At 62.9% G+C, this 23,817-nt stretch carries 21 protein-coding genes; 10 read left to right on the top strand and 11 right to left on the bottom strand.

Annotation, left to right across the window (positions count from 1 at the left end):
- Window positions 1-23: 23 nt before the first annotated feature.
- The 3 genes from C4S68_RS07315 to C4S68_RS07305 all read right to left on the bottom strand — a co-directional run bounded on the left by C4S68_RS07315 (window position 24) and on the right by C4S68_RS07305 (window position 4,032).
- Window positions 24-1,655 (bottom strand): OmpA family protein, encoded by a 1,632-nt coding sequence (locus tag C4S68_RS07315; RefSeq protein ID WP_235011438.1) that lies wholly within the window; start codon window positions 1,653-1,655, stop codon window positions 24-26.
- Between the two features lie 192 nt (window positions 1,656-1,847).
- Window positions 1,848-3,395 carry a fumarate hydratase gene (locus tag C4S68_RS07310; protein ID WP_103932405.1) on the bottom strand — a complete coding sequence of 516 codons (1,548 nt, stop codon included), beginning with the start codon at window positions 3,393-3,395 and terminating at the stop codon, window positions 1,848-1,850.
- Window positions 3,396-3,489: 94 nt separating this feature from the next.
- On the bottom strand, window positions 3,490-4,032 hold the full coding sequence (locus C4S68_RS07305; protein ID WP_103932404.1) for a Uma2 family endonuclease: 543 nt from the start codon (window positions 4,030-4,032) through the stop codon (window positions 3,490-3,492).
- 84 nt (window positions 4,033-4,116) lie between these two features.
- On the opposite strand from C4S68_RS07305, the gene C4S68_RS07300 reads away from it, so the two are divergent.
- Together C4S68_RS07300 and C4S68_RS07295 are read left to right on the top strand one after the other, a co-directional pair.
- Window positions 4,117-5,067 carry an ABC transporter ATP-binding protein gene (locus C4S68_RS07300; protein WP_103932403.1) on the top strand — a complete coding sequence of 317 codons (951 nt, stop codon included), beginning with the start codon at window positions 4,117-4,119 and terminating at the stop codon, window positions 5,065-5,067.
- On the top strand, window positions 5,060-5,914 hold the full coding sequence (locus C4S68_RS07295) for an ABC transporter permease (RefSeq protein ID WP_103932402.1): 855 nt from the start codon (window positions 5,060-5,062) through the stop codon (window positions 5,912-5,914). The genes C4S68_RS07300 and C4S68_RS07295 overlap by 8 nt, the downstream gene beginning before the upstream one ends.
- Window positions 5,915-6,031: 117 nt before the next feature.
- Here the strand turns inward: C4S68_RS07295 and C4S68_RS07290 are convergent, their stop codons facing one another.
- The 3 genes from C4S68_RS07290 to C4S68_RS07280 form a co-directional block, all read right to left on the bottom strand.
- On the bottom strand, window positions 6,032-7,072 hold the full coding sequence (locus C4S68_RS07290) for a YpdA family putative bacillithiol disulfide reductase (RefSeq protein ID WP_103932401.1): 1,041 nt from the start codon (window positions 7,070-7,072) through the stop codon (window positions 6,032-6,034).
- A gap of 87 nt (window positions 7,073-7,159) precedes the next feature.
- The gene (locus C4S68_RS07285; protein WP_103932762.1) at window positions 7,160-7,837 is read right to left on the bottom strand and encodes a response regulator; all 678 of its coding nucleotides are present in this window, start codon (window positions 7,835-7,837) and stop codon (window positions 7,160-7,162) included.
- Window positions 7,838-7,937: 100 nt separating this feature from the next.
- Window positions 7,938-8,783 carry a response regulator gene (locus C4S68_RS07280; RefSeq protein ID WP_146072059.1) on the bottom strand — a complete coding sequence of 282 codons (846 nt, stop codon included), beginning with the start codon at window positions 8,781-8,783 and terminating at the stop codon, window positions 7,938-7,940.
- Between the two features lie 151 nt (window positions 8,784-8,934).
- Here C4S68_RS07280 and C4S68_RS07275 point away from each other — a divergent pair, with 151 nt between their 5' ends.
- The 4 genes from C4S68_RS07275 (at window position 8,935) to C4S68_RS07260 (ending at window position 12,736) form a co-directional block, all read left to right on the top strand.
- Window positions 8,935-10,275, top strand: coding sequence for a hypothetical protein (locus C4S68_RS07275; protein ID WP_103932399.1), 1,341 nt, complete (start codon window positions 8,935-8,937; stop codon window positions 10,273-10,275).
- Between the two features lie 3 nt (window positions 10,276-10,278).
- Entirely contained in the window at window positions 10,279-11,076 is a 798-nt protein-coding gene (locus C4S68_RS07270) for a tetratricopeptide repeat protein (protein WP_103932398.1), read from the top strand.
- A gap of 92 nt (window positions 11,077-11,168) precedes the next feature.
- Complete coding sequence (locus C4S68_RS07265; RefSeq protein WP_103932397.1) at window positions 11,169-12,365, top strand: lactonase family protein; 1,197 nt, start codon at window positions 11,169-11,171, stop codon at window positions 12,363-12,365.
- Between the two features lie 89 nt (window positions 12,366-12,454).
- Complete coding sequence (locus C4S68_RS07260) at window positions 12,455-12,736, top strand: hypothetical protein (RefSeq protein WP_103932396.1); 282 nt, start codon at window positions 12,455-12,457, stop codon at window positions 12,734-12,736.
- A gap of 4 nt (window positions 12,737-12,740) precedes the next feature.
- On the opposite strand, the gene C4S68_RS07255 is transcribed toward C4S68_RS07260, so the two are convergent.
- Both C4S68_RS07255 and C4S68_RS23790 read right to left on the bottom strand, forming a co-directional pair.
- Entirely contained in the window at window positions 12,741-13,808 is a 1,068-nt protein-coding gene (locus C4S68_RS07255) for an NAD(P)-dependent alcohol dehydrogenase (RefSeq protein ID WP_103932395.1), read from the bottom strand.
- 40 nt (window positions 13,809-13,848) lie between these two features.
- Window positions 13,849-13,959, bottom strand: coding sequence for an energy transducer TonB (locus C4S68_RS23790; RefSeq protein WP_146072058.1), 111 nt, complete (start codon window positions 13,957-13,959; stop codon window positions 13,849-13,851).
- A gap of 113 nt (window positions 13,960-14,072) precedes the next feature.
- On the opposite strand from C4S68_RS23790, the gene C4S68_RS07250 reads away from it, so the two are divergent.
- Both C4S68_RS07250 and C4S68_RS07245 read left to right on the top strand, forming a co-directional pair.
- Window positions 14,073-14,552 carry a helix-turn-helix transcriptional regulator gene (locus tag C4S68_RS07250; protein WP_103932394.1) on the top strand — a complete coding sequence of 160 codons (480 nt, stop codon included), beginning with the start codon at window positions 14,073-14,075 and terminating at the stop codon, window positions 14,550-14,552.
- A 183-nt stretch (window positions 14,553-14,735) separates the two neighbouring features.
- Window positions 14,736-15,278 carry a DUF4199 domain-containing protein gene (locus C4S68_RS07245; protein ID WP_103932393.1) on the top strand — a complete coding sequence of 181 codons (543 nt, stop codon included), beginning with the start codon at window positions 14,736-14,738 and terminating at the stop codon, window positions 15,276-15,278.
- Window positions 15,279-15,287: 9 nt separating this feature from the next.
- On the opposite strand, the gene C4S68_RS07240 is transcribed toward C4S68_RS07245, so the two are convergent.
- Window positions 15,288-16,064, bottom strand: coding sequence for a DUF2076 domain-containing protein (locus C4S68_RS07240; protein WP_146072057.1), 777 nt, complete (start codon window positions 16,062-16,064; stop codon window positions 15,288-15,290).
- Between the two features lie 25 nt (window positions 16,065-16,089).
- On the bottom strand, window positions 16,090-17,745 hold the full coding sequence (locus tag C4S68_RS07235) for an anthranilate synthase component I family protein (protein WP_103932761.1): 1,656 nt from the start codon (window positions 17,743-17,745) through the stop codon (window positions 16,090-16,092).
- A gap of 556 nt (window positions 17,746-18,301) precedes the next feature.
- On the opposite strand from C4S68_RS07235, the gene C4S68_RS07230 reads away from it, so the two are divergent.
- The gene (locus C4S68_RS07230; protein WP_103932760.1) at window positions 18,302-19,597 is read left to right on the top strand and encodes a Glu/Leu/Phe/Val family dehydrogenase; all 1,296 of its coding nucleotides are present in this window, start codon (window positions 18,302-18,304) and stop codon (window positions 19,595-19,597) included.
- A gap of 97 nt (window positions 19,598-19,694) precedes the next feature.
- Here the strand turns inward: C4S68_RS07230 and C4S68_RS07225 are convergent, their stop codons facing one another.
- Window positions 19,695-22,883 (bottom strand): Ig-like domain-containing protein, encoded by a 3,189-nt coding sequence (locus C4S68_RS07225; protein ID WP_103932391.1) that lies wholly within the window; start codon window positions 22,881-22,883, stop codon window positions 19,695-19,697.
- A gap of 229 nt (window positions 22,884-23,112) precedes the next feature.
- On the opposite strand from C4S68_RS07225, the gene pgsA reads away from it, so the two are divergent.
- Window positions 23,113-23,763: a CDP-diacylglycerol--glycerol-3-phosphate 3-phosphatidyltransferase gene (gene pgsA, locus C4S68_RS07220; protein WP_103932390.1), complete on the top strand. Its 651-nt coding sequence runs from the start codon at window positions 23,113-23,115 to the stop codon at window positions 23,761-23,763.
- The last annotated feature ends 54 nt before the right edge of the window (window positions 23,764-23,817 follow it).

Genomic DNA, 23,817 nt, shown 5'->3' with positions numbered 1-23,817 from the left:
GGTTGTAGAAGTTGTGCTGCGGCTTACTGCTGCTGGCTGGAAGCGGCATCGCCGCTTACGCCGATGGACGCACCCGAGACCACCAGGTTCACCCGGCGGTTCTGCTGGCGACCCTGGACGGTCGCGTTGTCGGCGACGAAGTTCGTCGCACCAAAGCCCTGCGCTGAAACGTTAGGCTGGGGCACACCGTTCTGGACGAGGAAGTTCTTCACGGTGTCGGCACGGTTCTCGCTGAGCGTCTGGTTGAACGCCGGCGTTCCCGTGGAGTCCGTGTAGCCTTCCACCTGCACCTTGAGGTTCGGGTACAGCTCGAGGATCGTGGAGATCTTCGCGAGGCGAACCTGCGCATCCGACTTCAGTGTGAACTTGCCGGTGTCGAAGAGCACGTCGTTCATGTTCACAATGAGGCCACGTGCGCTCTCGGTCGTCTGGAGCACAGCGTTGAGCTGCGACTTCAGCTTCTCGCGAGCTTCTTCCGCGCTCTGCTGGCTGGCCTGTGCCTGCTGCTGAGCAGCCGCAGCCTGGGCGCGAGCGTTTGCCGCTTCTGCCTCTGCGCGCTCACGGTCAGCATCGGCCTTGGCCTTGGCAGCCGCAGCCGCGTCAGCCTGCGCCTGAGCGTTCGCTGCGTTTGCGTTCGCTTCCTGCGCTTCCTGCTGTGCTGCTACCTTCTCGTTCTGATTCTGCTGCTCGCGAAGCTGAGCTTCCTTGCGCAGCGAGACGATTCGGGCATCTTCAGCGCGCTGTATTGCCTGACGCGCATCGGTGAAGATCATGTGCACGTCGCGGTGCGGGTTGGCCTGCATCGCGTCCGCATTGTTGATGTCGGTCTTCACTTCCTGCATGATGTCGCCGGCATAACGATCAGCGCCAGCCATCATCGCGATGCGCTCGGCGTTGTGTGCCTCATACAGGGCGAGCGGATAGTGCTCGCGATCGGTAATGGGGTTGAAGACCGAGTGAGAGCCATCTGTCGGAGCGTAGATGCCGCGCGGCAGCAGCTGGTAGTGCGCATTCACCTGCTCGAGGACGCCCTGTGTCTTGTCGAGGATGACGCCCTTCGCTACCACCACATCGCTCGGCTGTGAGACCGCGTAGTAGGGCTCAGCGGTGATGATCATGCCGAAGGACTGGAAGGAGCTCGATACGTCGAGGTTCGCCTTGTCGCCGGCGAGTTCGAGCTCACCAAGGTTCTGCGGATGGCCGTCGGGCGAGATCGCCCAAAGGACATAGGTCAGGTACTCAGGACCGAAGCCGTTCGCAGGAGTAAGTCCAGATATCCGCATCGAGATCTTCGACTTGCCTGTGACCGATTCGACCTTTGCTTCGCCACGCGCATTGGGCATGAGTTCGGTTCCCATGAAGCCGATCTTCGTTGCGCCGCTGCGATTGAGAAAGTTCACGGCATCGAGCTGACGCTCGACGACCTTCACGTGATAGATGTAGGTCCCATTCGGGCCCGAAGCCATCACCTCAGCCGACTGCGCACCGGGTGCGACCGCGGTTGGGTTCGGCACCTGCGCGGTCGCGCTGAGGCATAGGCCGGCACTTACGACCGCAAACGAGAATGCGGATGTTGTCTTCTTCCACGTGTTCATGATGTTTTCGATCTCCTGATTGCTTACCGCTTCGGCGTTGGCGCAGAACAGACGCGGCACACTCGCCTCACGCCAATGAAGGCGTACAAGGGTTGTGATGGGAGCGGAAACGCAAAAGGTGCCCGCGAAATAAATAGACTTTACAGGCAACCGAATAAGGAAACGCGGCCTTGTTGCATTACTGGAAACGAGGCAACTCTTTCTCGCCAGCAATGCTCAAAGCCGCGTAAACACTACCTATCTACGACCTAATTACTGGCCAAGAATCGGCACGCCAGCTACTTCCATGCTGTGCGCGATCTTTTCCTTCCATTCTTCCGGACCCGTGATGTGCACGCTCTGGCCCTTTGAGTCGACCGCGACGGTCACAGGCATATCGACGACATCGAACTCGTAGATCGCCTCCATGCCAAGGTCGCCGAAGGCCAGCAGCTTCGAACCCTTGATGGCCTTCGACACGAGATACGCTGCACCGCCGATAGCAATGAGATACACCGCTTCGTTGTCGCGAATCGCATCGATCGCTGCTACACCACGCTCGGCCTTGCCCACCATGCCGATGAGGCCCGTCTGCTCAAGCATCTGCCGCGTGAACTTATCCATGCGCGTCGCGGTCGTGGGCCCTGCCGGGCCAACCACCTCGCTGTGCACCGGATCGACCGGACCAACGTAATAGATCACGCGATTGGTAAGATCCACGGGAAGCTTCTCGCCCTTGTTCAGCATGTCCGTCATGCGCTTGTGCGCGGCATCGCGACCTGTCACCAGCTTGCCGTTGAGCAGCAGGACCTCACCCGGCTTCCAGGTCTTAATCTCTTCCCGCGTCAACGTATCGAGGTTCACACGCTTGCCTCCGCTCACGTCGTAAGTCAGCTTCGGCCACTTATCCAGATTCGGAGGATCGAGATACACCGCGCCCGAACCATCCAGAACAAAGTGCGCATGCCGCGTCGCCGCACAGTTCGGAATCATCGCCACCGGAAGATTCGCCGCATGCGTCGGGTAGTCGTAGATCTTCACATCCAGCACGGTCGTGAGGCCGCCGAGTCCCTGCGCGCCAATACCCAGCGCGTTTACCTTGTCGTAGATCTCGACGCGCATCTTCTCTATGTTCGTCTTCGCACCTCGGGCCTTGAGCTCCTGCATGTCGATGTCGTCCATGAGACTCTGCTTGGCAAGCAGCATCGCCTTCTCCGCCGTGCCGCCAATGCCGATGCCAAGGATGCCCGGAGGACACCATCCCGCACCCATCGTGGGCACCGTCTTCAGCACCCAATCCACAATCGAGTCCGAAGGATTCAGCATCACGAACTTCGACTTCGCTTCGCTGCCACCGCCCTTGGCCGCCACCGTCACATCCACCTTGTTGCCCGGGACCAGCGATACCTCCACCACGCACGGCGTGTTGTCCTTGGTGTTCTTGCGACTGAACGCCGGGTCGGCAAGAATGCTGCCGCGCAGCTTGTTATCCGGGTCCAGCCAGGCCTCACGCACGCCCTGGTCGCACATCTCCTGCAGCGACATCGTCGCCGGGCCTTCGCCCTTCAGCAGATGACACTCCAGCCCCAACTTGATAAAGATCGTGACGATGCCCGTGTCCTGGCAGATCGGCCGATGTCCCTCCGCGCACATGCGCGAGTTCACCAGGATCTGCTTCATCGCATCCTTCGCGGAAGGCGACTGCTCGAGCTCATAAGCCCGCGCCAGGTTCTCGATGTAATCCACCGGGTGATAGAAGCTGATGTACTGCAACGCCGCGCGAATGCTCTCGATCAGGTCGTCCTGCTGAATCGTCGTCATGCCCAACATGATAGGCCCGCACGTGTACGCCCGTGTAGTCGCCGCGCAGCCTGCCGGATCGATGTTCGGTCAATTCGGTCTTCAGCGAAAAGCGCTACTCGTCCAGCACGGCAAAGACTTCGACAACCGGAACCGCCACCGGCGTTCCCTCCAGCCCCAGCACCCCATCCCGCAACTCTCGACGCGTCCCGGAGCGCTCCAGAACCGTAACGACCCGCTGTTCGGGATCGAAGACCCAAACCACAGGAACGCCCATGGTGAAAAAGTCCTGGATCTTCCGTTCGAGACGGCTCCACCGGTCTTCAGGCGAGAGGATCTCAATGCAGAGAAGTGGCGGAGTGCGGATGATCTGTTCGCGCGGGATACCTGTCGGGATAATCAGCAGATCGGGAACGCGATAACGTGCCTCGTTCGTCTGGGTCCGGAGCTCTGGCAAGACCTTAACGCCCCAATCCTTCTGATGCGTTCCAAAGATCACGATCAGGATCGACTGGATACTGGAATGATCGAACTCACCCACGTTTCTATCCTCAAGCCGGCCGTCAACATAGTCGACGTCGGGCGAATACACCGTATGCAGATACTCTTCGACGGTTACGAGGGGAACGTCCACAGAAGTCATGTTTGCTGTCGCCATCACACACCTCCTGGAGATTTCAGCGTACACCCGCGCCGTCAGCGCACATCGACGGACTCACTATAATCACCGCTGAGGCTTCCCTTGGCAGAGACCATCGTCGACATCACCGGGCTCCGCAAGGTCTATCCCGGCAAAACCCCCGTCATCGCAATCGATGACATCGATCTCCACGTCGAGGACCGCGAGATCTACGGCCTGCTCGGCCCCAACGGCGCCGGCAAGACCACCACCATCTCCATCGCCACAACCCGTGCGATTCCCACGGCAGGCACGGTGCACATCGCGGGCACGGACGTCGGCGCGCATCCCGCAATCGCCCGCCGCGTCATCGGCGTGGTGCCGCAGTACAACACGCTCGATCGCTCCTGCACCATCGCGGAGAACATCAGCTTCCACTGTCGCTACTTCGGCTTCTCCAGCGCCGACGCCAAGGCCCGCACCGCCGAGCTGCTCGACCAGTTCCGCCTCACCGACCGCGCCACGGCCTATCCGCAGCAGCTCTCCGGCGGCCTCGCCCAGCGTGTCCAGATCGCCCGCGCCATCGCCCACCGCCCCCGCGTCCTCTTCCTCGACGAGCCCTCCGCAGGCCTCGATCCGCAGAGCCGCATCGCCATGTGGGAGGCCGTCAAAGGCCTCCGCGAGCACGGCATCACCGTCGTCCTCACCACCCACTACATGGAAGAGGCCGACGCCCTCTGCGACCGCCTCGCCATCATCGACCACGGCCGCATCCTCGTCGAAGACACACCCGCTGCACTCAAGGGCTCGCTCGGCGGTGAAAAGATCTACGAGCTGAAGCTCGATCATCCGCAGCGCAGCGAAGCACTCGCCGCACTGCTCCGCTCGCTCGATGGCGTCACCACCGTCGAGCCCACCGACGAAGGCCTCCGCGTCGTAGCCCACGCCCGCGACGGCCTGCTCGCACACATCGTCGGCATGGCCAGCGAGTACGGCCTCCGCGACGTCGCCACCTCCGAGGCTTCCCTCGAAGCCGTGTTCATCAAGCTGACCGGGAGAGACCTCCGTGAGTAACCCAACCGTTTCCCCTGTGAATTCGGTATCCCCCTTTACCAGCTACACGCGCGCCTTCGGCGGCCTGCTCCTGCGCGATCTCTACGTCCTGCGCCGCGAGATCGGCCCCTTCCTCATCCGCGTCTGCATGAACCCGCTGCTCTTCCTCTTCGTCTTCACGTACATCATGCCGCACATGGAAGGCGCCGCACTCAACCCCACGGCCCGCATGGCCGCCGGCGCCGGCGCCAACTTCTCCACCGTGCTGCTGCCCGGCCTCATCGCCGTCGCCATCATGTTCTCCGGCATCGCCGCCGTCGCCCTTCCCCTCGCGCAGGAGTTCGGCATCACCCGCGAGATCGACGACCGCGTCATGTGCCCGCTGCCCGTCACCGCCGTCGCCCTGGAGAAGGTCATCTTCAGCGCGGTGCAGTCCATCTTCGCCGCCTGCGTCGTCTTCCCGATGGCCTACTACGTGCCATCCACCAAGGTCGAAGCCCACGTCACCAGCTGGCCCTTCCTCATCGCAGTAGTGGTGCTCGCCAGCCTGCTCTCCGGTGCCCTGGGGCTCACCATCGGCACCCTCGTCCCACCCAAGCAGATCGGCCTCATCTTCGGCGTCGTCGTCATGCCCATCACCTTCCTGGGCTGCGTCTACTACCCTTGGATCGCCCTGCGCTTCAACCCCGTGCTGCAGTACGGCGTGCTCATCAACCCCATCGTGTACATCAGTGAGGGCCTACGCGCCGCGCTGACGCCCGCACTCGGCCACATGAACCAGGGCCTCATCCTGCTGATGCTCTGCATCTTTTTAGCGCTGCTGTTGAAGATCGGCTGCGACGGCTTCCGGCGCAGAGTAATCAGTTAGGGCAGCGCTTCGCGTCAGCGGCCTTCGGCCGGCAGCGACTGCATCGTTAGCGCTGGGCGTTAGCGGACGTCTCCGCAAGCCTCGCTTACGCCGCAGGCACTAACGCGAGCAGCGCGCTCACTCCGCCGCGTACGTATGCTCCGGCTTCACCGGCTTCGCCACGCTCGCCTTGCCCAGCTTGTCCGCCAGGTCCTTCGCGATCACCGCGCCATGGAAGCGCCCGTTCTCGATGAACACCTCGTTCGTCCGCTCACCTGCGACAACAACGCCCGCCACATAAATCCCCGCCACGTTCGACTCAAACGTCTCCGTGTTGTAGATCGGGCAGCGCGAGTTGTTCGGGTCCAGCGTGATCCCCATCGACTCGATGAAGGTGAAGTCCGGCTTGTATCCCGTGAGCGCGAAGACGTGCTGATTCGCAATCGTCTTCTCTCCATCGGGCGTAGATAGCACCACCTCGTCGTAGCCAATCGACTTGACCGTCGTGTTGAAGTACGCCGCAACCTCGCCGTTCTTGATGCGGTTCTCAATGTCCGGCTTGATCCAGTACTTGATGTGCCGATGCAGCGCGGCTCCACGATGCACCAAGGTCACCCGCGCTCCATGCCGATACAGCTCCAGCGCCGCGATCGCCGCCGAGTTCTTGCCGCCCACCACCAGCACATCGCGCCCAAAGTACGGATGCGGCTCGTTGTAGTAGTGCATCACCTTGGACAGCTCTTCCCCCGGCACATCGAGCGGATTCGGCAGGTCGTAGTAGCCCGTCGTCACGATGAGTTTGCGCGCGCGATGCTCCCGCGCCCGGCCGAACTCATCCTCGGTGTGCACGGTGAAGTCGCCATCCGTACCGCTCACCCGCTTCACCGTCTCGTACAGGTGCAGCTCGAGCTTATAGCGCTCCGCGACCTTGCGGTAGTACTCCAGCGCCTCGCCGCGCGAAGGCTTCTGGTTCGGTGACGGAAACGGAATGTTGCCGATCTCCAGCAGCTCCGGCGTGGTGAAGAACGTCATGTTCGCCGGATAGTGAAACAGCGAGTTGGTGAGACATCCCTTGTCCACAACCGCCACGCTGCAGCCAACATTCTGCGCATCGATCGCGCAGGCCAGCCCCGTGGGTCCGGCTCCGATCACAAGGACGTCGTGCATCACTTCACTCATGCCTTCATTGTATTGGGACGGTAACCCAGACAGCACCAAGGCCGCCTCGCGGCGGCCTTGGTGTGAAGCTTGCAGGCAAACTGATCGCTACGCGTCGAGGTCCACCAGCTTGTGGCTGATCGCAAATAGCGCCAGCTCCAGGCGAGTGCTGACCCCCGTCTTGTCGAACACATTCGACAGGTGCCGCTTCACCGTCTCCTCCGAGATGGAGAACTGCTTCGCAATGTCCTTGTTCGAGCAACCCTCGACGATACAGGTGACGACTTCGAGCTCGCGAGGCGTCAGACCATAGGTCTTGCGCTCCGGCACCGCAGCAGCCTGCTGCATCAACTCATGCAGCGCAGCCAGAAGGTTGGCGACGCGCTGTCCACCGATCCAGTAATCGCCGGACAGCACAGCCTTCAGCGACTCCGTCAGGTCGTCGGCGACCGAGTCCTTGAGCACGATACCGCGGGCGCCGATCTGCAGCGCCTCGATGACCTGCTGCGTGCTGATCGTGCTCGTCAACAGGATGATCTTCACCCGCGGCGAGCGCGACATGATGGCTCGCATCGCTTCCAGGCCCGGCAGGCGCGGCATCGCGAGGTCCAGCAGAAGGATGTCGGGCTCGAGCTCGAGCGTCTGCGTGATGGCGACGTCGCCATCTTCCGCCTCGCCTACCACCTCGAAGCCGGGCTCGCTCTGGAGCATGTTCTTCACGCCAAAGCGCACGACGGGGTGATCGTCGGCCACGACAATGCGGATGGTTCCGGCGGTACGCATCATCGGCGGAGTCGAGCTGCTGGCGGAACCAGCCTGCGGAGCGGGTTTACGGAAATCTGTCGCCATTCGTGGAGGTTCTCCGTCCCAGAAAACGGCCTGTCTATCAGGTCAATCTCACGTTCAGCATACGCCGCAGCCGCGCGCAGGCTCGCATGAAATCCTCAATCGGAGGGGTGCATTCCGGGGCACCCCCTTCTGCAAGTGTCGCAAGATCGCGCAGTTCGACCGCACCGACCATGCCACAGCCGCCCTTGATCGCGTGGGCTTCGCGACGATAGAGATCCAGGTCTCCGGAAGCGCGCGCGGCGCTCATTCGTTCCACGCGCTGGGCAACGTCCTGCACCGTCAGGTTGTAGAGCTCGAGCAGCTGCGGGCCAGGCAAAGTCGCCGAGAGCGTCGCGAAGATCGCTTCATCGAGCGCGGGAGTTGCCGCGCGGTCTGCGGCTTCTATTTCGAGGCCAACCTCTTCGGAGACTGAGGCGCCTCCCGTCACGGAATCGGCCGCCGCGTGCGGCAGGTGTGCCGAAGATCCGTCCCTCACCTTTGCAGCGACGACAGCGGCAGTCAATTCTCCGGGCTGAAAGGGCTTCAACAGGAAATCGTCGAAGGACTGGAGCTCGACCGTCGTGGCCTGTGTCGCGCTCATGCCGATGAGCAGCACTGACGGAGGACATATTGCACGCAGCCGTGAGCCCAGCTCAGCCGGACCCATATCGGGAAGATGAAGGTCGCAGAGAACGACGTTGATCCCGGTCTTGTGCTGCTCAAGCAGTGCCAGACCTTCTGCTGCGCTTGCTGCGGAGAGGATGGAATGCCCTTCCATGGGCAGCAACATCTCGAGCAGCTCGCGGACCACCACATCATCCTCGATGATGAGTACCTGCAGCCCCGCGATCGCCGTGTCCTGCCCCATGGTGTTGAGGGTATAAGAAACGGGAGTCCCGGACACTGGTCCGGGGACTCAGCGGCAGTACTTTCGGCATCACCCCTTTCCGCATCCGGGGGAGCACAGAAAGGCGGTAGATTGGGCTGATGGCCGTATCCCGCCGCCTGCGCCAGACGAGTTGCGACGCCGTGGCCCCTCGATCGAGGAGGACCGCGTGAGCCTGCCCCGGTTTCTGGCGACGTTGCTGGTTTGGCAGATGGCCTCGAACAACCATGCGCCGACGGTGGCGCCCACGCACTTCCGCTTCGAGCGGGAGATCTCCCTTCCAGCGGGCGAGCAGGGGCAGGCGTGCCTGGTGCTGGACGCGGCGGTCTACGCCCATGCCGCCGAGTCCTCAGCCCGGGATGTGCGGATCTTTGCAGGCGCCGCTGCTGTTCCGAGCCTGGGCGCGCTCCGCGAGGTGCCCTACGCGATGAGTGAAAGCGACACCCAGCCGGGCGAGGACGCGACCGCCGGTGTGGGCAACGTCGCCGTCCACGGCAGCGACCTGAGCTTCGACCTTGCGATGCCCGCGCGCGCCTACTCCGCGGTCGCGCTGAAGCTCGACGCCCCGGAGTTCGTGGGCATCGCTCACGTGCTGGGACGTCGCAGTGCTTCGGACCCCGGCACCCCGTTGGGCAGCTTCCTGCTCTTCGATCTCTCGAAGGAGCAACTGCCAAGGTCGACCACACTTGCGCTCGCAGAAGCGAGCTATCCGCTGCTGCATGTGTCGATACGCATGGTTCAGCCGGACGGCCATCTGATGCCTCGCGTGACTCCGGCGATGATCGCGGGAGCGAACGTCCCTCCCAGCCGCGAGGCGCAGGTGCTTTACACGACGGTCGCGCAGTCCGGTGCCCCGGAGCAGGACGGGCAGGATACGGTGCTGCGGCTGCCTGTAGTCCCGGAGCACGTTCCCGTCGAACATGTTCGCTTCATGCTGGAGCCGCGCGCGCACGCCAGCTTTCTGCGGGCGGTCACTCTCACGGCTGCAGCGGGAACAGGAAACAGCAAGGGCGAACCAAGCGCGGACGAGAGCCTGGGCGGCAGCATCGCCTTCCTGCAACGACCGGGTGTCGAGGAAGCCCCGGCGATTCACTACGAGTCCCTGGACTTTCCGGCTACGCTGGGAGCGACGCTGGGGTCCTCGGCACAAGTCGTGGTGCGGATCCACAACGGTTCGAAGGCACCGCCTCCGATTGCCTCGGTGGCGCTGGAGATGCGGCGTCGGAGCTTGTGCTTCGACGCTTCTCCCGGCGAGCACTACACGATGTTTTACGGAGACGCATCAATCGCGGCGGCGGCATACGACTACGCTCGCCACTTCGCTCCCTCGACCCACGCGGCGTATGCCCAGCTGGACCAGGAGCAGCCCAACCCCAGCTTCGCTCCTCGCGCCGCACCGCAACAAATGGCCAGCCAGCACCCCGAAGCGATGTCCGTGGGGGTGCTCATCCTGATAGCGGCAGCAGGACTTGCAGGGCTCGAAAGCGTCAAACGAAAGAGGGATCGGTAGCGGATGTTTGAAGGAAAGACGTTCTGGCCGCAGGGGCGAACCATGGTGGTGCTTGCGGCGGCGACCGTTGCGCAGGCCCAGTCGCTTCCCACGCATGTGAATACTGACCCGCTGCTGAAGGCGGCTCGCCAGCAGCTTGCACAGAAGCACTTTGTCGAAGCGAAGCGGCAGTTTTCTGCATTCGCCGCCGCACATCCCGAGAGCGTAGAGGCGCAGCTGGGCAAGGCCGATGCCGAGCTTGGGCTGCATGAATACGATGACGCCGAGGTCGGCTACCGGGCGATCGTCGCGAAGCAGCCGCAGATGTGGCTGGCGCACAAGAACCTCGTCGTCGTTGAAGCTGCGCTGGGGCGGTGGGAGGAGTTCGACCGCGAGCGCGCGATCCTGCACGACGCGCGACAGCGTGGAGCCGAGGGTATCTCTGCCCGCGAGAGCGATGTGATCGACAGCTTCAACGTCGCAGGGCAGCACTGGATTGTGCGGGCCTACGACGAACCCTCCGGACGCTCGCTGACGCGTTACAACTTCGAACGCTTCTCGCCCGATGGCCGGGTCCAGGCCTTCCTTTCGCTGGAGTCCGCATCGGCCGCCGCTGCGATGGTCGGGCACCCGGGCGGCCCTGACACGCCGCAGGCCGGCGCTGCAGCCCCGGCCATCCGCGACTTCGCGCTCAACTGGTATACAGGGCAGGCACATGGGATCGTCCGGCCCTACATGGGAGCCGAGCCCAGCTACGAGCGGGTTCGCGCCGACGCGATGCGCTGGATCCGCCAGCAGTCGGCGACCGCACATCAGCACTGACGTGCTCCCGAAGCACGCGGTTGGACACTGGATTCCATTTCCCGCCCGTTGCCATTCTTCAACCGCATCCGTTCCCGTAGACTGGCACCCGTATGCAGACTGAAATGTGGACACGGCGGAAGTTCCTGGTCGGCGCGGCGGCGATGCCGCTGGCGATGCGTGGCATGGCGAAGGGTCTACAGGTTGGGCCGACCCCAAAGTGGGTTCTTCTCGGTACCGATACAGGCAAAGGGATCTACCGCGCCAGCTGGAATGCCTCGACGGGCGAACTTGGCTCGATCGAGCTCGCAGTGGAATCCGAGCGCCCCAACTTCTTCGTCCGCCACCCGCACCTGCCGGTGGTCTACACGGTGAACGAGTCCACCACGCCGGTCGGCGGTATCTCCAGCTTCCGCCTGGACGCCGCCAAAGGTGGGCTGACGCCGATCAACCGGGTGGACTCCCATGGGGCTGGGCCCTGCGCGCTGGGGATCGATCACACCGGCAAGCAACTCTTCGTCGCCGACTACGGGGGCGGCGCCTTTGCGGCGTATCACCTTGAGGCCGACGGCAAGATCGGCCCGGTTGGCGGCACGCTCGCCTGCCAGGGCGTCGATGCGGCAGCCTGCGGCCCGCTGGGTCCGGTGAAAGATCGCCAGAACGCTCCGCACCTGCACTGCGCGGTGGTCGCGCCGGGCAACGACTTCGTCCTGGTCTGCGACCTGGGCGATGACGCCATTGAGATCTTTCCGCTCCACCACTCCGGAGCCGCCATCACCAGCACACCGCAGCGTGTGGCCGCAAGAACCGGCTCGGGACCGCGCCACATCGCGTTTCATCCCTCGGGCAGGTGGTTTTACGTGGCTCACGAGCTGGACTGCACCCTCGACATCTACGACTGGAAGGTCGCCGAAGGGAAGGCCACAGCGACGCTGCGTCCGGGCAGCGTCGTCTTCACGCTGAAGCCCGGAACGGGACTGGCAGGCAACAGTGGCTGCGAGATTCAGGTGAGCCGGGACGGCCGCTTCGTCTACGCTTGCTCACGCGGCGTGGATGAGATTACTGTGTATGCCGTCGGACGGGAGGGCGATCTGACCGAGCTGCAGCGTGTGAGCTCGGGAGGCCGGATACCTCGGTACTTCGCCCTGGACCCCACAGAGCGGTGGCTCGCCTGCACCAACCAGGGAGCAGCCGACAGCGGAGCCGGGGCTACGGTATCGATCTATCACCGGGATTCTGCCACTGGAAAGCTGAGCGAGACGCCACGTGTCGTCGCAGCTCCTACGCCGATGTTTGTGCTTTGGGTCTAGAGGTTCGTGCTTTGGGTTTCGAAGAGCGGTATCGCTGAGTTAACCCCTCACCGGACGGGTCTCGCAGCGTGGAAGACGAGGGTACCCCTATGTTTGCCCGCAAGGTCACAGTCGAGTGCATCACGAGTAACGGAACATCCACACCAGCCCCGGTCGCATGGATCGACACCTTCGCCATGCGCAACTTCACCAACGACAAGGTCTTCGACGATACGTTGCCGGTGGGCGACGGCCGGATGGAGGTTGGGCACCGCGTGCCGCTCGAGCACCTTGAGTGTGCGATCGAGCAGTGGTTCCACAAGAAGGGCTACGTGAAGGTAGGCGAACGGGTCGTCGTGCGCGAGGAGCACAACGACCGGTCGCTCACATAGCGCACTACGCCTGCCGCAGCGCCGTGTTGTCCAGCACGAAACGGTACTTCACGTCGCCCTTGACCACGCGCTCGTAGGCTTCGTTCAGCTGGTCGTAGGTGGTCATCTCGATGTCTGCGCCAATGCCCTTTTCGGCGCAGAAGTCGAGCATCTCCTGGGTCTCCTTCATACCGCCGATGCCCGAGCCAGCCAGCGAACGGCGGTTGGCGAGCAGCGAGAACGGATGCACCGAGAGCGGCTGCTCCGGGATGCCCACCAGGCACAGCGTGCCGTCCAGCTTGATGAGGCTCAGGTACGCGTTCATATCGTGCGGGGCGGAGACGCAGTCGAGGATGAAGTCGAAGCTGCCGGCATGCTTCGCCATCTGCGCGGGGTCCTTCGTGATGATGACCTCGTCTGCTCCGAGCTTCTTCGCGTCTTCAACCTTGCTCTCAGACGTGGTGAACTGCACCGTATGCGCTCCGAAGGCGTGCGAGAACTTGAGGCCCAGGTGACCGAGTCCGCCCAGACCGACGACGCCGACCTTCATCTCCTTGACGTCCTTCTTCGCGCAGTTGAAGAGCCAATGCCGCAACGGTGAGTAGGTCGTGATGCCTGCGCAGAGCAGCGGCGCGGTCGCGGCCATATCGACATGCGGCTGCAGCGTGTGCACGAAGTGCTCGGGCGTCACGATGATGTCAGAGTATCCACCGTAGGTGGGTGAGCCGTCGCGCAGCTTCGCGTTGTAGGTGTCGCGCGGGCCACCATCGGAGCAGTAGTTCTCGAGCGACGCCTTGCAGTTCTCGCAGTGCAGGCAGCTCTCGACGATGACGCCCACGGCCGCGCGATCGCCGACCTTGAAGCGCGTCACGTCCGAGCCGACCGCGATCACGTGGCCGGTGATCTCATGCCCCGGAACCATGGGGAAGATCTCCGCGCCCCACTCGCCACGCGCCTGGTGAATATCCGAATGACAGATCCCACAGTAGTCGATCTGCACGACGACGTCATCGGGCTTGGGCTCGCGACGCTCGAAGTGCCATGGGGCAAGAGCGGAGGTCTTGGACTGGGCTGCATAACCGAAGGACTTCATCGAATCTTCTCCTGGAGAGGTCTGCCGGATCGCAGTCCGATCAGAGTGACTGGGTCATATTAAAGTTCACGGTGATGATCGTGTTTACTTCCACCGGTTGTCCATTCAATAGATATGGAATGTATTTCCAACTCTGTACTGCCCTGAGCAACGAAGAATCTCATCGGCGAGGCCTGGGGAAACTCTTGTGATGGTAAAGCGCGGCAGGAATTCTGTCCCGCCGCGATGGGAGGGCGGGCGATCCGGTAAGCTGCAGGCAATCCTATGCTGCGTCACGTACTCATCTTCGGGCTCATTGGCGGCGCTTTGGTCCTGGCACTGGTGTGGAGCGAGTACCACTTCCTCGTCCTCGAGCACTCGGTGGAGATCTACGGCGCGGTCGTGGCTGCACTCTTCGCGGCCTTCGGCATCTGGCTCGGCCAGCGGCTGACAGCGAGAGCGAAGCCGGTGGTCCGGGAGGTCGTGGTCCGCGAGATTGAGGTGCGTGAGGTGATGGTCGCTGCGGAACCGAACGTCCCATTTGTTATGGATGAGGCTCGGCGCGAGGCGCTGGCGATTACGCCGCGCGAGATGGAGATCCTCGCACTGGTGGCCGAGGGGCTGAGCAATCGCGAGATCGCGGAGCGGCTGTTCGTGAGCGAGAACACCGTGAAGACGCACTGCAGCCGGGCGTTCGACAAGCTCGGGGCCAAGCGGCGAACGCAGGCCGTGCAGATGGGCAAGGAGATGGGGCTGCTGCCATAGTCCCCGTTCGCGCGACGCCATCCTGTCATACGAAACGATGATTTCTTCGCCTTAGTCACTGTTTCAGGGCAAAATCATGCGAAAGGATGACGACATCCGGGGCGGTGCGCCGCGATGGTGGAGGCATTCCACCCAAAGCGCAGGCTGCCTTGATGGGCTTGCCGCGCAACAGGAGCTTCACCGATGAAAAAGATTGTTCTGACCTATGGCCTGATCTCGGGCGGCGTGATGGCCTGCCTGATGGCGCTCGCGACGGTGTTTGGCAAACAGATTGGCCAGGGCCACGCGATGTACGTGGGCTACGCCACGATGGTCGCGTCGTTCCTGCTGGTCTACTTCGGCATCCGGAGCTATCGGGACACGGTAGGCGGAGGCGAGGTCAGCTTTGGCCGCGGCGTGGCCATCGGCGGGCTCATCATGGTGTTCACCTGCGTCTTCTACGTGGCGACGTGGGAGGTGATCTACCACAACTTCATGCCGCACTACATGGACGACTACGCCGCCTACATGCTGAAGAAGGCGCAGGACGCCGGCGAGACGGCAGCGCAGATCCAGGCAAAGATGGCGGAGATGGAGAAGATGAAGCAGCTCTACAGCAACCCGGTGATGAACGTGCTGATGACGTTCCTGGAGCCGCTGCCGGTGGGGGTGGTGATGACGCTGGTGTCGGCGGGGATTTTGCGGAGGAAGAACAAAGCTCAGGCGGCTGAGGCTATGGTTTCCTAGGCCGCAATCCTATTTGGGAGGCAACACTTTCACCACCGCAGTCTTCTTAACGGCACAATTCTCAAGCGAGTAGTGCACATCAATACTCCGATTGATGCGAAGGTGCACGGAAGAAGGGACGCGCAGCCCGGATAGAACCTGTGTATTCAGCTCAAACGCTATCTCCGACTGCGTTCCGTCCGGGTTCTTCGTCACCGCTTGATTCGCTGTATAGACCAGCCCCTCGGGCATAGCGGAGTAGACAGGATGTTCATCGACTTCGTCGTGAAAGCTCCTGACCTCCGAGGCCAGGTAGTCCTTGTCTGTGATGACCGTAACCGGCCCACCTGGAACCGCCAAGGTGAATCGAAAGCCTTCAGGAACTGCGGCCGCATCTCCCACCTCGGTATTGAAAGGAGGTATTGGGCCGAAGAGGCCTTTTGTCGGCCAAGTTAGGAACACACCGGCAACAAGGGCCCGGGCCAAACCTGCCGCTCCCTGAGGCTGCACGGTGGCCGGGCCGTCAGGTGGCTGCGCCGTTACCTGCGAGCGCCCCTGCCCGTCAATGGTGACAAGGAACTTCGTCTGCTTGAGATTCGCCTGCTGTTCCGGAGAGCTTCCACCCCAGGGAAAAGTTGACCAATCGAACGATACGGAGCAGCTGAGACCGTCAAAGCCGTGATCGGGCAATGAGTAATAGTGTGCACGGGCAGCCTCCACAATTTTCTGCTTGTCGGGAGTCAGATGCTGGGCCGGAGCCACCATCGCAACACACAAAGGTAGATATCTGAGATAGCGAGCTGTCATCCGAGGATCATACTTCGTCTGCCGACTACATCGCCCGTGCGCGTTCGATGGCTCTCACTACCGCCGCCGCCTTGTTGCGGCACTCTTCGTGTTCCTTCTGCGGCACGGAGTCGGCGACGATGCCGGCGCCGGCCTGGATGTGGCCTTCTTCGCCGTCCATGAAGAGCGTGCGGATGGCGATGCAGCTGTCTAAGTTTCCGGCGAAGTCGGCGTAGAAGATGGCTCCGCCGTAGACGCCGCGGCGGGCGGGTTCGAGCTCGTCGATGATCTCCATGGCGCGGATCTTGGGTGCGCCGGAGAGCGTGCCTGCGGGGAAGCAGGCCTTGAAGGCGTCGATGGGTGCGAGGTCCTTGCGCAGCGTGCCTTCGAGCGCGGAGACCAGGTGCATGACGTGGCTGTAGCGCTCGACGAACATCAGGTCCTTCACGCGTACCGACCCGTACTCGCTGACGCGGCCAACGTCGTTGCGACCGAGGTCGACCAGCATGACGTGCTCGGCGATCTCCTTGGCGTCGGCGCGGAGCCCGGCCTCCATCTCTCGGTCGAGCATCTCATCCGCACCGCGCGGGCGCGTGCCGGCGATGGGGCGGTACTCGATCTTGCCGTTGGAAGAGACGCGGACGAGCATCTCGGGCGAGGAGCCAACGATGTGCAAGGGCCCAGGGTTCAGGGCCAAGGGTTCAGACTGCGCCTTGCCACGAACCGTCTTCTGCGCCCTGGACCCTGAGCCCTGAACCCTTGCGCTGGCATTCGGTTCTCGAGCCGATCCCGGAACATTGAAGCGCAGGAAGTACAGATACGGGCTCGGGTTCACGATGCGGAGCGAACGATAGACGTCGAAGGCGTCGACGCCAGGGGTGCAGTCGAAGCGCTGCGAGAGCACGCACTGGAAGATGTCGCCGGCGGTGATGTAGTTCTTGGTCTTCTCGACGGCCTTGAGGAACTGCGCGGGCTTCGTGCGCGCGGTCAGCTTCAGCGCGCCGAGCTTCGCGGAGGGCTTGCGCTTCGGCTTGGGGAGTGCCGCGTTGAGCATCTTCTCCAGGCGATCGAGGCGGCGGTTGGCGGAGGCGTAGTCTTTCGCACCCACCCGTCCCGACGATGAACCTGTCGGTACGGATGGGGCACCCGGAAGCTCAAACGGCTTGCGGGCGCCGGCGGTCACCATCAGGTGAATCTGCTTGCGGACGTGGTCGAAGGCCAGCACCTCGTCGAAGAACATGAGATGTGCGTCGGGTGCGTGGAGCTCGTCGACGGCGTGGGTGGGCAGCTTCTCGATGAGGCGGACGACGTCGTAGGAGAAGAAGCCGACGGCGCCGGCGGTGAAGGGCGGCAGGCCGGGCAGGCGGGCAGGCGTCTCGCCGCTGAGGGCGCGCTTGAGCTCGGTGAAGATGTCGGCTTTGTAGATCTTCTTGCGGCGGCCTTCGGTGAGTGTGACTTCGCCGCCCCGCGCCGTGAGCGTGCGGTAGGGGCGGATGCCGATGAAGGTGTAGCGGCCCACATGCTCGCCGCCTTCGACCGACTCCAGCAGGAAGGCCTCGGGCTCGACCGAGGCGACCTTGAGGAAGGCCGACACGGGGGTCTCGAGATCGGCCGCGACTGTGCGGCTGACAGGAACGAGCGAATGGGTGCGGGCCAGCTTCTGGAAGTCTTTGAGGCTGGGGGTCGTAAGGCTGCGCGGCATAAAGAACATGATAGTTGGGAGCGGCGCTTCGCGTTAGCGGGCTTCGTCCGGTAGCCGCTTCGCGGTTAGCGGCTTCGCCGTTAGCGAAGTCAATCCAGGGTGAGACGTGTCGTTGCTAACGCGCAGCGCGAACGGCGTCAGCCGCCACCGGTCGCAGCCCGCTACCCCAGCGAAAGATCCTTCCCGAAAGCACTCATCTCGCGCTGCCCCGTGCCGATAACAGAACACGATTTGGTTGCCGGTCGTCTCAGGCCGGGCGTAGACTCGCCCGGTTTGGCCGGAGACCGTACCGGCCACCGCAGGCGTCTCTCCGGATCTTCTCAACGGCGATCTCCGCGAGAGCGAATGTGTGATTCCCGAGTCTTTCACCTGCGTCTAATGCAGGTGGGTAGAAGGAGGATCGACGATGGCCGGAGAGACGTTGATTCCCGAAGGTCCGGCGCTCGCAGCAATGCCGACCCTGGGCCGTAACCCGCAACACAGCCACGACAATGCCGCGGCTGGGAATGCCTCTGCGTCGCAAAACGGCGATCACGCAGAGACGAAGGAAGACCGGATGAAGCAGGCAACAGACAATTCGAACAGCATCGCAACGCTCACGCTGGAGCAGGAAACGAATCCATGGGAGGCGCAGTCGCTTCGCTTTGACGAAGCTGCCCGTCGTTTGAACCTTGATGCAGGAATCTGGAAGGTCCTGCGCTACCCTTCGCGCGAGATCATCGTGCACATCCCGGTCGGCATGGACGATGGCTCGATCGAAGTCTTTACCGGCTACCGCGTGCAGCACTCCTCGTCGCGGGGGCCATGCAAGGGCGGCATCCGATACGCTCCGGACGTGAGCCTGGATGAGGTTCGCGCCCTCGCCAGCTGGATGACGTGGAAGTGCGCGGTCGTAAACATCCCCTTCGGAGGCGCCAAGGGTGGCGTGATCTGCGACCCCAAGAAGATGAGCCAGGGCGAGCTGGAGCGCATGACGCGCCGCTACACCGCTGAGTTGATCGAGTTCCTCGGACCGGAAAAGGATGTCCCCGCGCCGGACATGGGCACCGACGAGCAGACGATGGCATGGATCATGGACACCTATTCCATGCACATGCGCCAGACAATGACGAGCGTCGTGACGGGCAAGCCCGTGAGCCTGGGGGGTTCGCGCGGCCGCAAGGAAGCGACAGGCCGCGGCGTCAGCGTGGTGACCGACGAGGCTATGAAGCACCTGAACATGCGTCCCGAGGACACGAAGGTCGTGGTGCAGGGCTTCGGCAACGTGGGCTCGAACACGGCACACTTCCTCTGGAAGAAGGGCTACAAGGTGGTCGGCATCGCGGAGTGGGACGGCGGCCTGTACAACGCCAACGGTCTCGATATCAGCGAACTGCTGGAGTACCGCGCAAAGAACGGCACGATCCATGGCTTCAAGGAAGGCGAGGCCTACGACAAGGACGAGCTTCTGCTCTCCGCGGTCGATGTGCTGATCCCAGCCGCGACCGAGAACGTGATCACCAGCCGCAATGCGGCGAAGCTGCGCTGCCGTGTGCTGGTAGAAGGCGCCAACGGCCCGACAACTCCCATCGCCGACGAGATCCTCGCCGACAAGGGCGTCTTCGTGATTCCGGATATCCTGGCCAACACCGGTGGCGTGACCACGAGCTACTTCGAGTGGGTGCAGGATCGCATGGGCTACTTCTGGACGGAGAAAGAAGTGAACGAGCGGCTTGACCGCATCATGACCGACAGCTTCCAGGATGTGCTGCAGTACTCCATCGCCCACGGCGTGAACAATCGCATCGCAGCGTACATGCTCGCGGTCGACCGGGTCGCGTATACGACCAAGCAGCGGGGCTTCTATGCGTAGAAGCAGTGGTAAGTGACAAGTGATACGTAAGGACAAAGGGCGCGACTGGAGTCGCGCCCTTTGCTTTGTACTTGTCACTTGCCACTTCTCACTGCTTCTAAGGCTTGACCACCATCGTCATTGTCTGGTTCGACGTCTGCGCGTAGGGCGCGGCCGAGGTTGCGGTGACGGTGAAGGTATAGGTTCCGGGCTCGACACCGAAGTCAGTGCAGCCGGTCGTATTGCAGCCACTCAGCATCGGCAGGGCTGCCAGCAGAAGGCCGAACGTCACCAGACCGAGCAGCTTCCTGCGTCGGCGAAACGCCAGCAGCATGACTCCGAGACCCGCCATGATGGGCAGCTTCGATCCGGGATGCTCGTTCGAAGCCGTTGTTGAGCAGTTGTGCGGCGGCTCAGGCATCACCGTCAGTGTTGTCGTCCCGCCGCCTGCCGGGATCGTGGCGGTGGCAAAGCTGCAGATCGTCTCCGCGCTCTGCCCCGCGCAGGAGAGTTGAACCGGCTCGTTGAAGTCGCCATTGTCCGTGATCGTGACGGTAATCGCGGCCGTCTGGCCGATGATCAGGTTGAGCGTCGTCGGATTGACGGTCAGTGTGAAGGTGTTTGGCTGGACGACCTCGTTCAGGACCGGCGAGGTGCTTCCCGTGTTCGCGGCGTCGCCCGAATAGACCGCCGTGATGGCATGCGTACCGACAGCGAGGGTCGAGGTGGAGACCGTTGCGGTGAGAGCCGCGGTGAGCGGTGCGGTTCCCAGCAGGGTCGTGCCATCGTAGAAGCTCACCGTTCCGGTCGGCAGCGGGTTCGTCAGTCCAGAGGGCACAGCTACTGAGAAAGCAAGCTGCGTGACGGTTGCCGTGAGGACAATGTTCTGGCCCTGGTAGGCGGGGTTCGCCGTCGAGGTCAGCCGCGTGCTGGTCGCGGAGACCGGCAACGTCACCACCTGGGCAATGCCAACGCTGGTGGAAGCTGTGAAGTTGACGGTGGGAACGTAGACGGCGTTGATGGTGTGCGAGCCGACGCCGAGCGAGGTGACCGAGAGGATGGCCACGCCGGAGCTGTTCAGCGTGCCGGTACCGATCTGCGCGGCGCCGTCGAAGAAGTTGACCGTGCCAGCCGGAGCCGGAAGCGCGACGTCGGTGAAGGGCGCGGTATTGGTCACGGTGGCGGTGAAGGTGACTGCGTTGCCGTAGATCGACGGGGTCCCTGACGTGGTGACGACGGTCGCGGTTGGATCGGGCAGGATGGTCATGTTATAGACCGGGGACTGCGAAGGCTGATACTCCGAGTCGCCGGAGTACGAGGCCTGCACCGTGTGGCTTCCTGCGTTCTGGCCGGTGAAGCCGGCGTTCGGGCAGGTGCCTTGCGTGAGCGAGTTCTGCAGCGTGCAGGCGGTCGTGCCATCGACCGAGACGGTGAGCGTGCCGTTGTTCGTGCCGCCAGGAGCGGTCGTGCTCACAATGGCGTTCACGTTGTTCGTGTCGCCGATGATCTGGCCGTAGTAGATGGGGGTGGTGACGCCCGGCTGGCCATTGGTGGTGATGGTGGTGGTGGACGGCGCCTGGATGACGATGGTGTCGGAGGTGGTGGGCGCGACGAAGTTGGAGAGGTTGTAGAGGCTGTACTCGAGGAACTTCTGCGCGTTGGTCAGCGTTGTTCCGACGGTGCAACGTCCGCCGTTATTCCACGCCACCCTCGAACCGGCGGTTTCGACGTGGTAGTCGTTGTAGAGCACGCGGCCGCACTGGTTGGACTGGTTGATGCCGCCGTTGCTGAGCGTTCCGGTGAGAGTGACGGAGCCCGGCGTCGTGGTGGCTGGGATGTCAAAGGTCAAGGTGACGGCATCGGAAGCACCGGCGGCGAGTGGGGCGGGCAAGGTGCAGATCGCGGTCGGCGTGGTGAGCGTACAGACCCACGACCCGCCAGTGGAATCGACCAGCGAGGTGGGAGTGATTCCAGACGGAATCTGCAGTGTGAGCGTAAGGCCGGAGAGAGTAGCCGTTGCGCTGTTATCCGTTACGTTGATGACGATGGAGTCGCCGGTCTGCCCCAGATCGAAGTTCGTCTGCGTGTTGGTGAAGTTCACGACGGCACTGGGCGATCCGGTCTGGTTCACGGGAGTGTCGAACGAGAACTGGGCCGGGGTGCTGCTGTGACTTGGAATCGTGACCCAGGTCTGGCCCGGAGCGTTCACTGCGGTGATGTTGTAAAAGACATCCGTCAGGGTGAACTGGAGATTCGCAACGGGAGCATTCAGCGCGCCGATATAGCCCATCCACGCCGCCAGCGTTGGCTCCCCGGTGTAGGCGGTGCTGAGCTGACCGGTGATCGAGGCGGCCTCTGAATCGGAGCCCGAGTAGTCGAAGGTCGCGATGCCGCTCCAGTCGGAGGGCGTTGTGATCCAGGTAGCCGCTCCGTGCGTTCCAAAGACGCGACCGCCTTCGTTGGCGAAGGCTTCGACATTCTTGGCGTAGGGCGCGACGTCGGAGTCAACGATGCCAGCATTCCAGGTCTGGCAACCGAAGATGACCATGTCGTAGTTGCTGATCGGAATGGCGCCGTTCGCAGCGGGGTTCACGAGCTGCGTTTCCGTGGGCGTGCTGGAGCTGACAATCTCGCCGGAGCTGGCGTTGCCGCTGAAGAAGTTGATGCTGCCGGTGCCGGTGGGGTCGGTGACCTCGCTGGCGGAGACGCCGATCTGCGGGAAGATGCACTCGATCTGGTCCGCCGAACCGGTAACGACGGCGATATGCGGCAGGTCACCCTGGGACTGGTTGGAAGGCATCGACAGGATCGGCAGCGTGACGACCGTACCCGAGGTGTAACTGGCGACCTGGGCCTGCGTAAATTGATACTGCCTGCGCCACTTGCCGGCCTGGATGACGACGTTGATGGGGTAGCTGACCGTTCCCGAGACGTTGAAGGTGTAGGTCCCGGAATAGTCAGTGAGAGCGCTGCCGAGGACCGTCGCGGGCACGAGGTTGGGTTGGACCGCGCAGCCATTTTGCCCTGCAGCAGGCACGGTGACGCCCTGCGAGAAGACCGGCAGCGGACTGGCGGGATCCTGCACGAAGACGAGGATGTTCGGGATCGGGTCGCCATGCGCTGCGGTGGAACCTGTAACCGCCGGTCCGAGAGGCGAGTAAACCTGCCCCGTGAACGTGAGCGTTTGCGCCCGCAGCATGGCCGAGGGGAAGAGCGCTCCTATGAAGAAGAGGAGCACAGCAAAGATCGCAGGAGAAGATGCGGCCGAACGAGCGGCGCGCGACACGGCAAGGCGGCGGAGCGGCATGGCAGTCCTGATGGGCCCTGAGTAAATGTTGGGACGGTCTCAAGGAACGATACGGTTCACCGGGTGCAAAGTAAAGTGATACGGGTCGCAGAGCAACAGGTCGCCGGGTGTGGCAGAATGGCAGGGAGCGACCATGGCCCTCACCGGGCCCCAACGTCGGTCCGGCCAGTACGTAAGTCACCGGTCGGCGAGTGCGGCCCCGGCGCGCCGCGGCGTGCGCCCAGCCCACGTGAACCTGCCAAACTCCATTACGCTCAGCCGGATCGCCACGGTGCCCGTCCTCATCTGGGTGCTGAGCCCGAAGTTTCCTGTGCAGGGAACACACGGCGAGCAGGAGATCATCGCCTCGGTCATCTTCATCCTGGCGTCCATTACGGATGGCCTCGACGGCTACCTGGCGCGAAAACGCGGCCAGATCACAACCCTCGGCATGCTGCTGGATCCGCTGGCCGACAAGCTGATGGTGACGACCGCCTTCATCCTGCTGGTCGCCTTTACCCCACACATCATGAAGCCCTGGATCGTTGTGCTGGTCATCGGGCGGGAGTTCCTTGTCAGCGGCCTGCGCTCCATCGCGACCAACGAGGGCTTTACCATCGCAGCAAGCGATCTGGGCAAACTGAAGACGGTGACGCAGATCGTCGCGGTCGTCGCCTGCATCCTCAGCCACCGCTGGGACCACTGGCAGATCGGCTGGTACCCGTTTCCCGTCGCCTTCACGGCCATCATGGCCACGTACTGGATGACCGCCGTTTCGGTGATCTCCGCGGTGGACTACTTCATCGGTTTCTGGAGCAAGATCGAGCATGCCAGCGATGCGACCCGCCAGCGCAGCCTGGTTCTGAACCGCAAGAAGACGGCGGTACCCGAGAAGGCGTAGGTGGCGTCCTTCGCTCCTCTCAGGACGACGACGAAAAGCAGAAAGCTCCAGCCA

The organism is Bryocella elongata, from assembly GCF_900108185.1.
GTDB classification, from domain to species: domain Bacteria; phylum Acidobacteriota; class Terriglobia; order Terriglobales; family Acidobacteriaceae; genus Granulicella; species Granulicella elongata.
This window is presented reverse-complemented; position numbering and strand designations above follow the sequence as displayed.

Excerpts from the sequence above, each read along its gene's own strand:
- C4S68_RS07310 (WP_103932405.1), bottom strand. The coding sequence starts at position 3,395 with ATGACGACGATTCAGCAGGACGACCTGATCGAGAGCATTCGCGCGGCG.
- C4S68_RS07305 (WP_103932404.1), bottom strand. The coding sequence starts at position 4,032 with ATGGCGACAGCAAACATGACTTCTGTGGACGTTCCCCTCGTAACCGTC.
- C4S68_RS07290 (WP_103932401.1), bottom strand. The coding sequence starts at position 7,072 with ATGAGTGAAGTGATGCACGACGTCCTTGTGATCGGAGCCGGACCCACG.
- C4S68_RS07285 (WP_103932762.1), bottom strand. The coding sequence starts at position 7,837 with ATGATGCGTACCGCCGGAACCATCCGCATTGTCGTGGCCGACGATCAC.
- C4S68_RS07270 (WP_103932398.1), top strand. The coding sequence starts at position 10,279 with ATGTTTGAAGGAAAGACGTTCTGGCCGCAGGGGCGAACCATGGTGGTG.
- C4S68_RS07265 (WP_103932397.1), top strand. The coding sequence starts at position 11,169 with ATGCAGACTGAAATGTGGACACGGCGGAAGTTCCTGGTCGGCGCGGCG.
- C4S68_RS07260 (WP_103932396.1), top strand. The coding sequence starts at position 12,455 with ATGTTTGCCCGCAAGGTCACAGTCGAGTGCATCACGAGTAACGGAACA.
- C4S68_RS07255 (WP_103932395.1), bottom strand. The coding sequence starts at position 13,808 with ATGAAGTCCTTCGGTTATGCAGCCCAGTCCAAGACCTCCGCTCTTGCC.
- C4S68_RS07250 (WP_103932394.1), top strand. The coding sequence starts at position 14,073 with ATGCTGCGTCACGTACTCATCTTCGGGCTCATTGGCGGCGCTTTGGTC.
- C4S68_RS07245 (WP_103932393.1), top strand. The coding sequence starts at position 14,736 with ATGAAAAAGATTGTTCTGACCTATGGCCTGATCTCGGGCGGCGTGATG.
- C4S68_RS07240 (WP_146072057.1), bottom strand. The coding sequence starts at position 16,064 with ATGACAGCTCGCTATCTCAGATATCTACCTTTGTGTGTTGCGATGGTG.
- C4S68_RS07235 (WP_103932761.1), bottom strand. The coding sequence starts at position 17,745 with ATGCCGCGCAGCCTTACGACCCCCAGCCTCAAAGACTTCCAGAAGCTG.
- C4S68_RS07230 (WP_103932760.1), top strand. The coding sequence starts at position 18,302 with ATGAAGCAGGCAACAGACAATTCGAACAGCATCGCAACGCTCACGCTG.
- C4S68_RS07225 (WP_103932391.1), bottom strand. The coding sequence starts at position 22,883 with ATGCCGCTCCGCCGCCTTGCCGTGTCGCGCGCCGCTCGTTCGGCCGCA.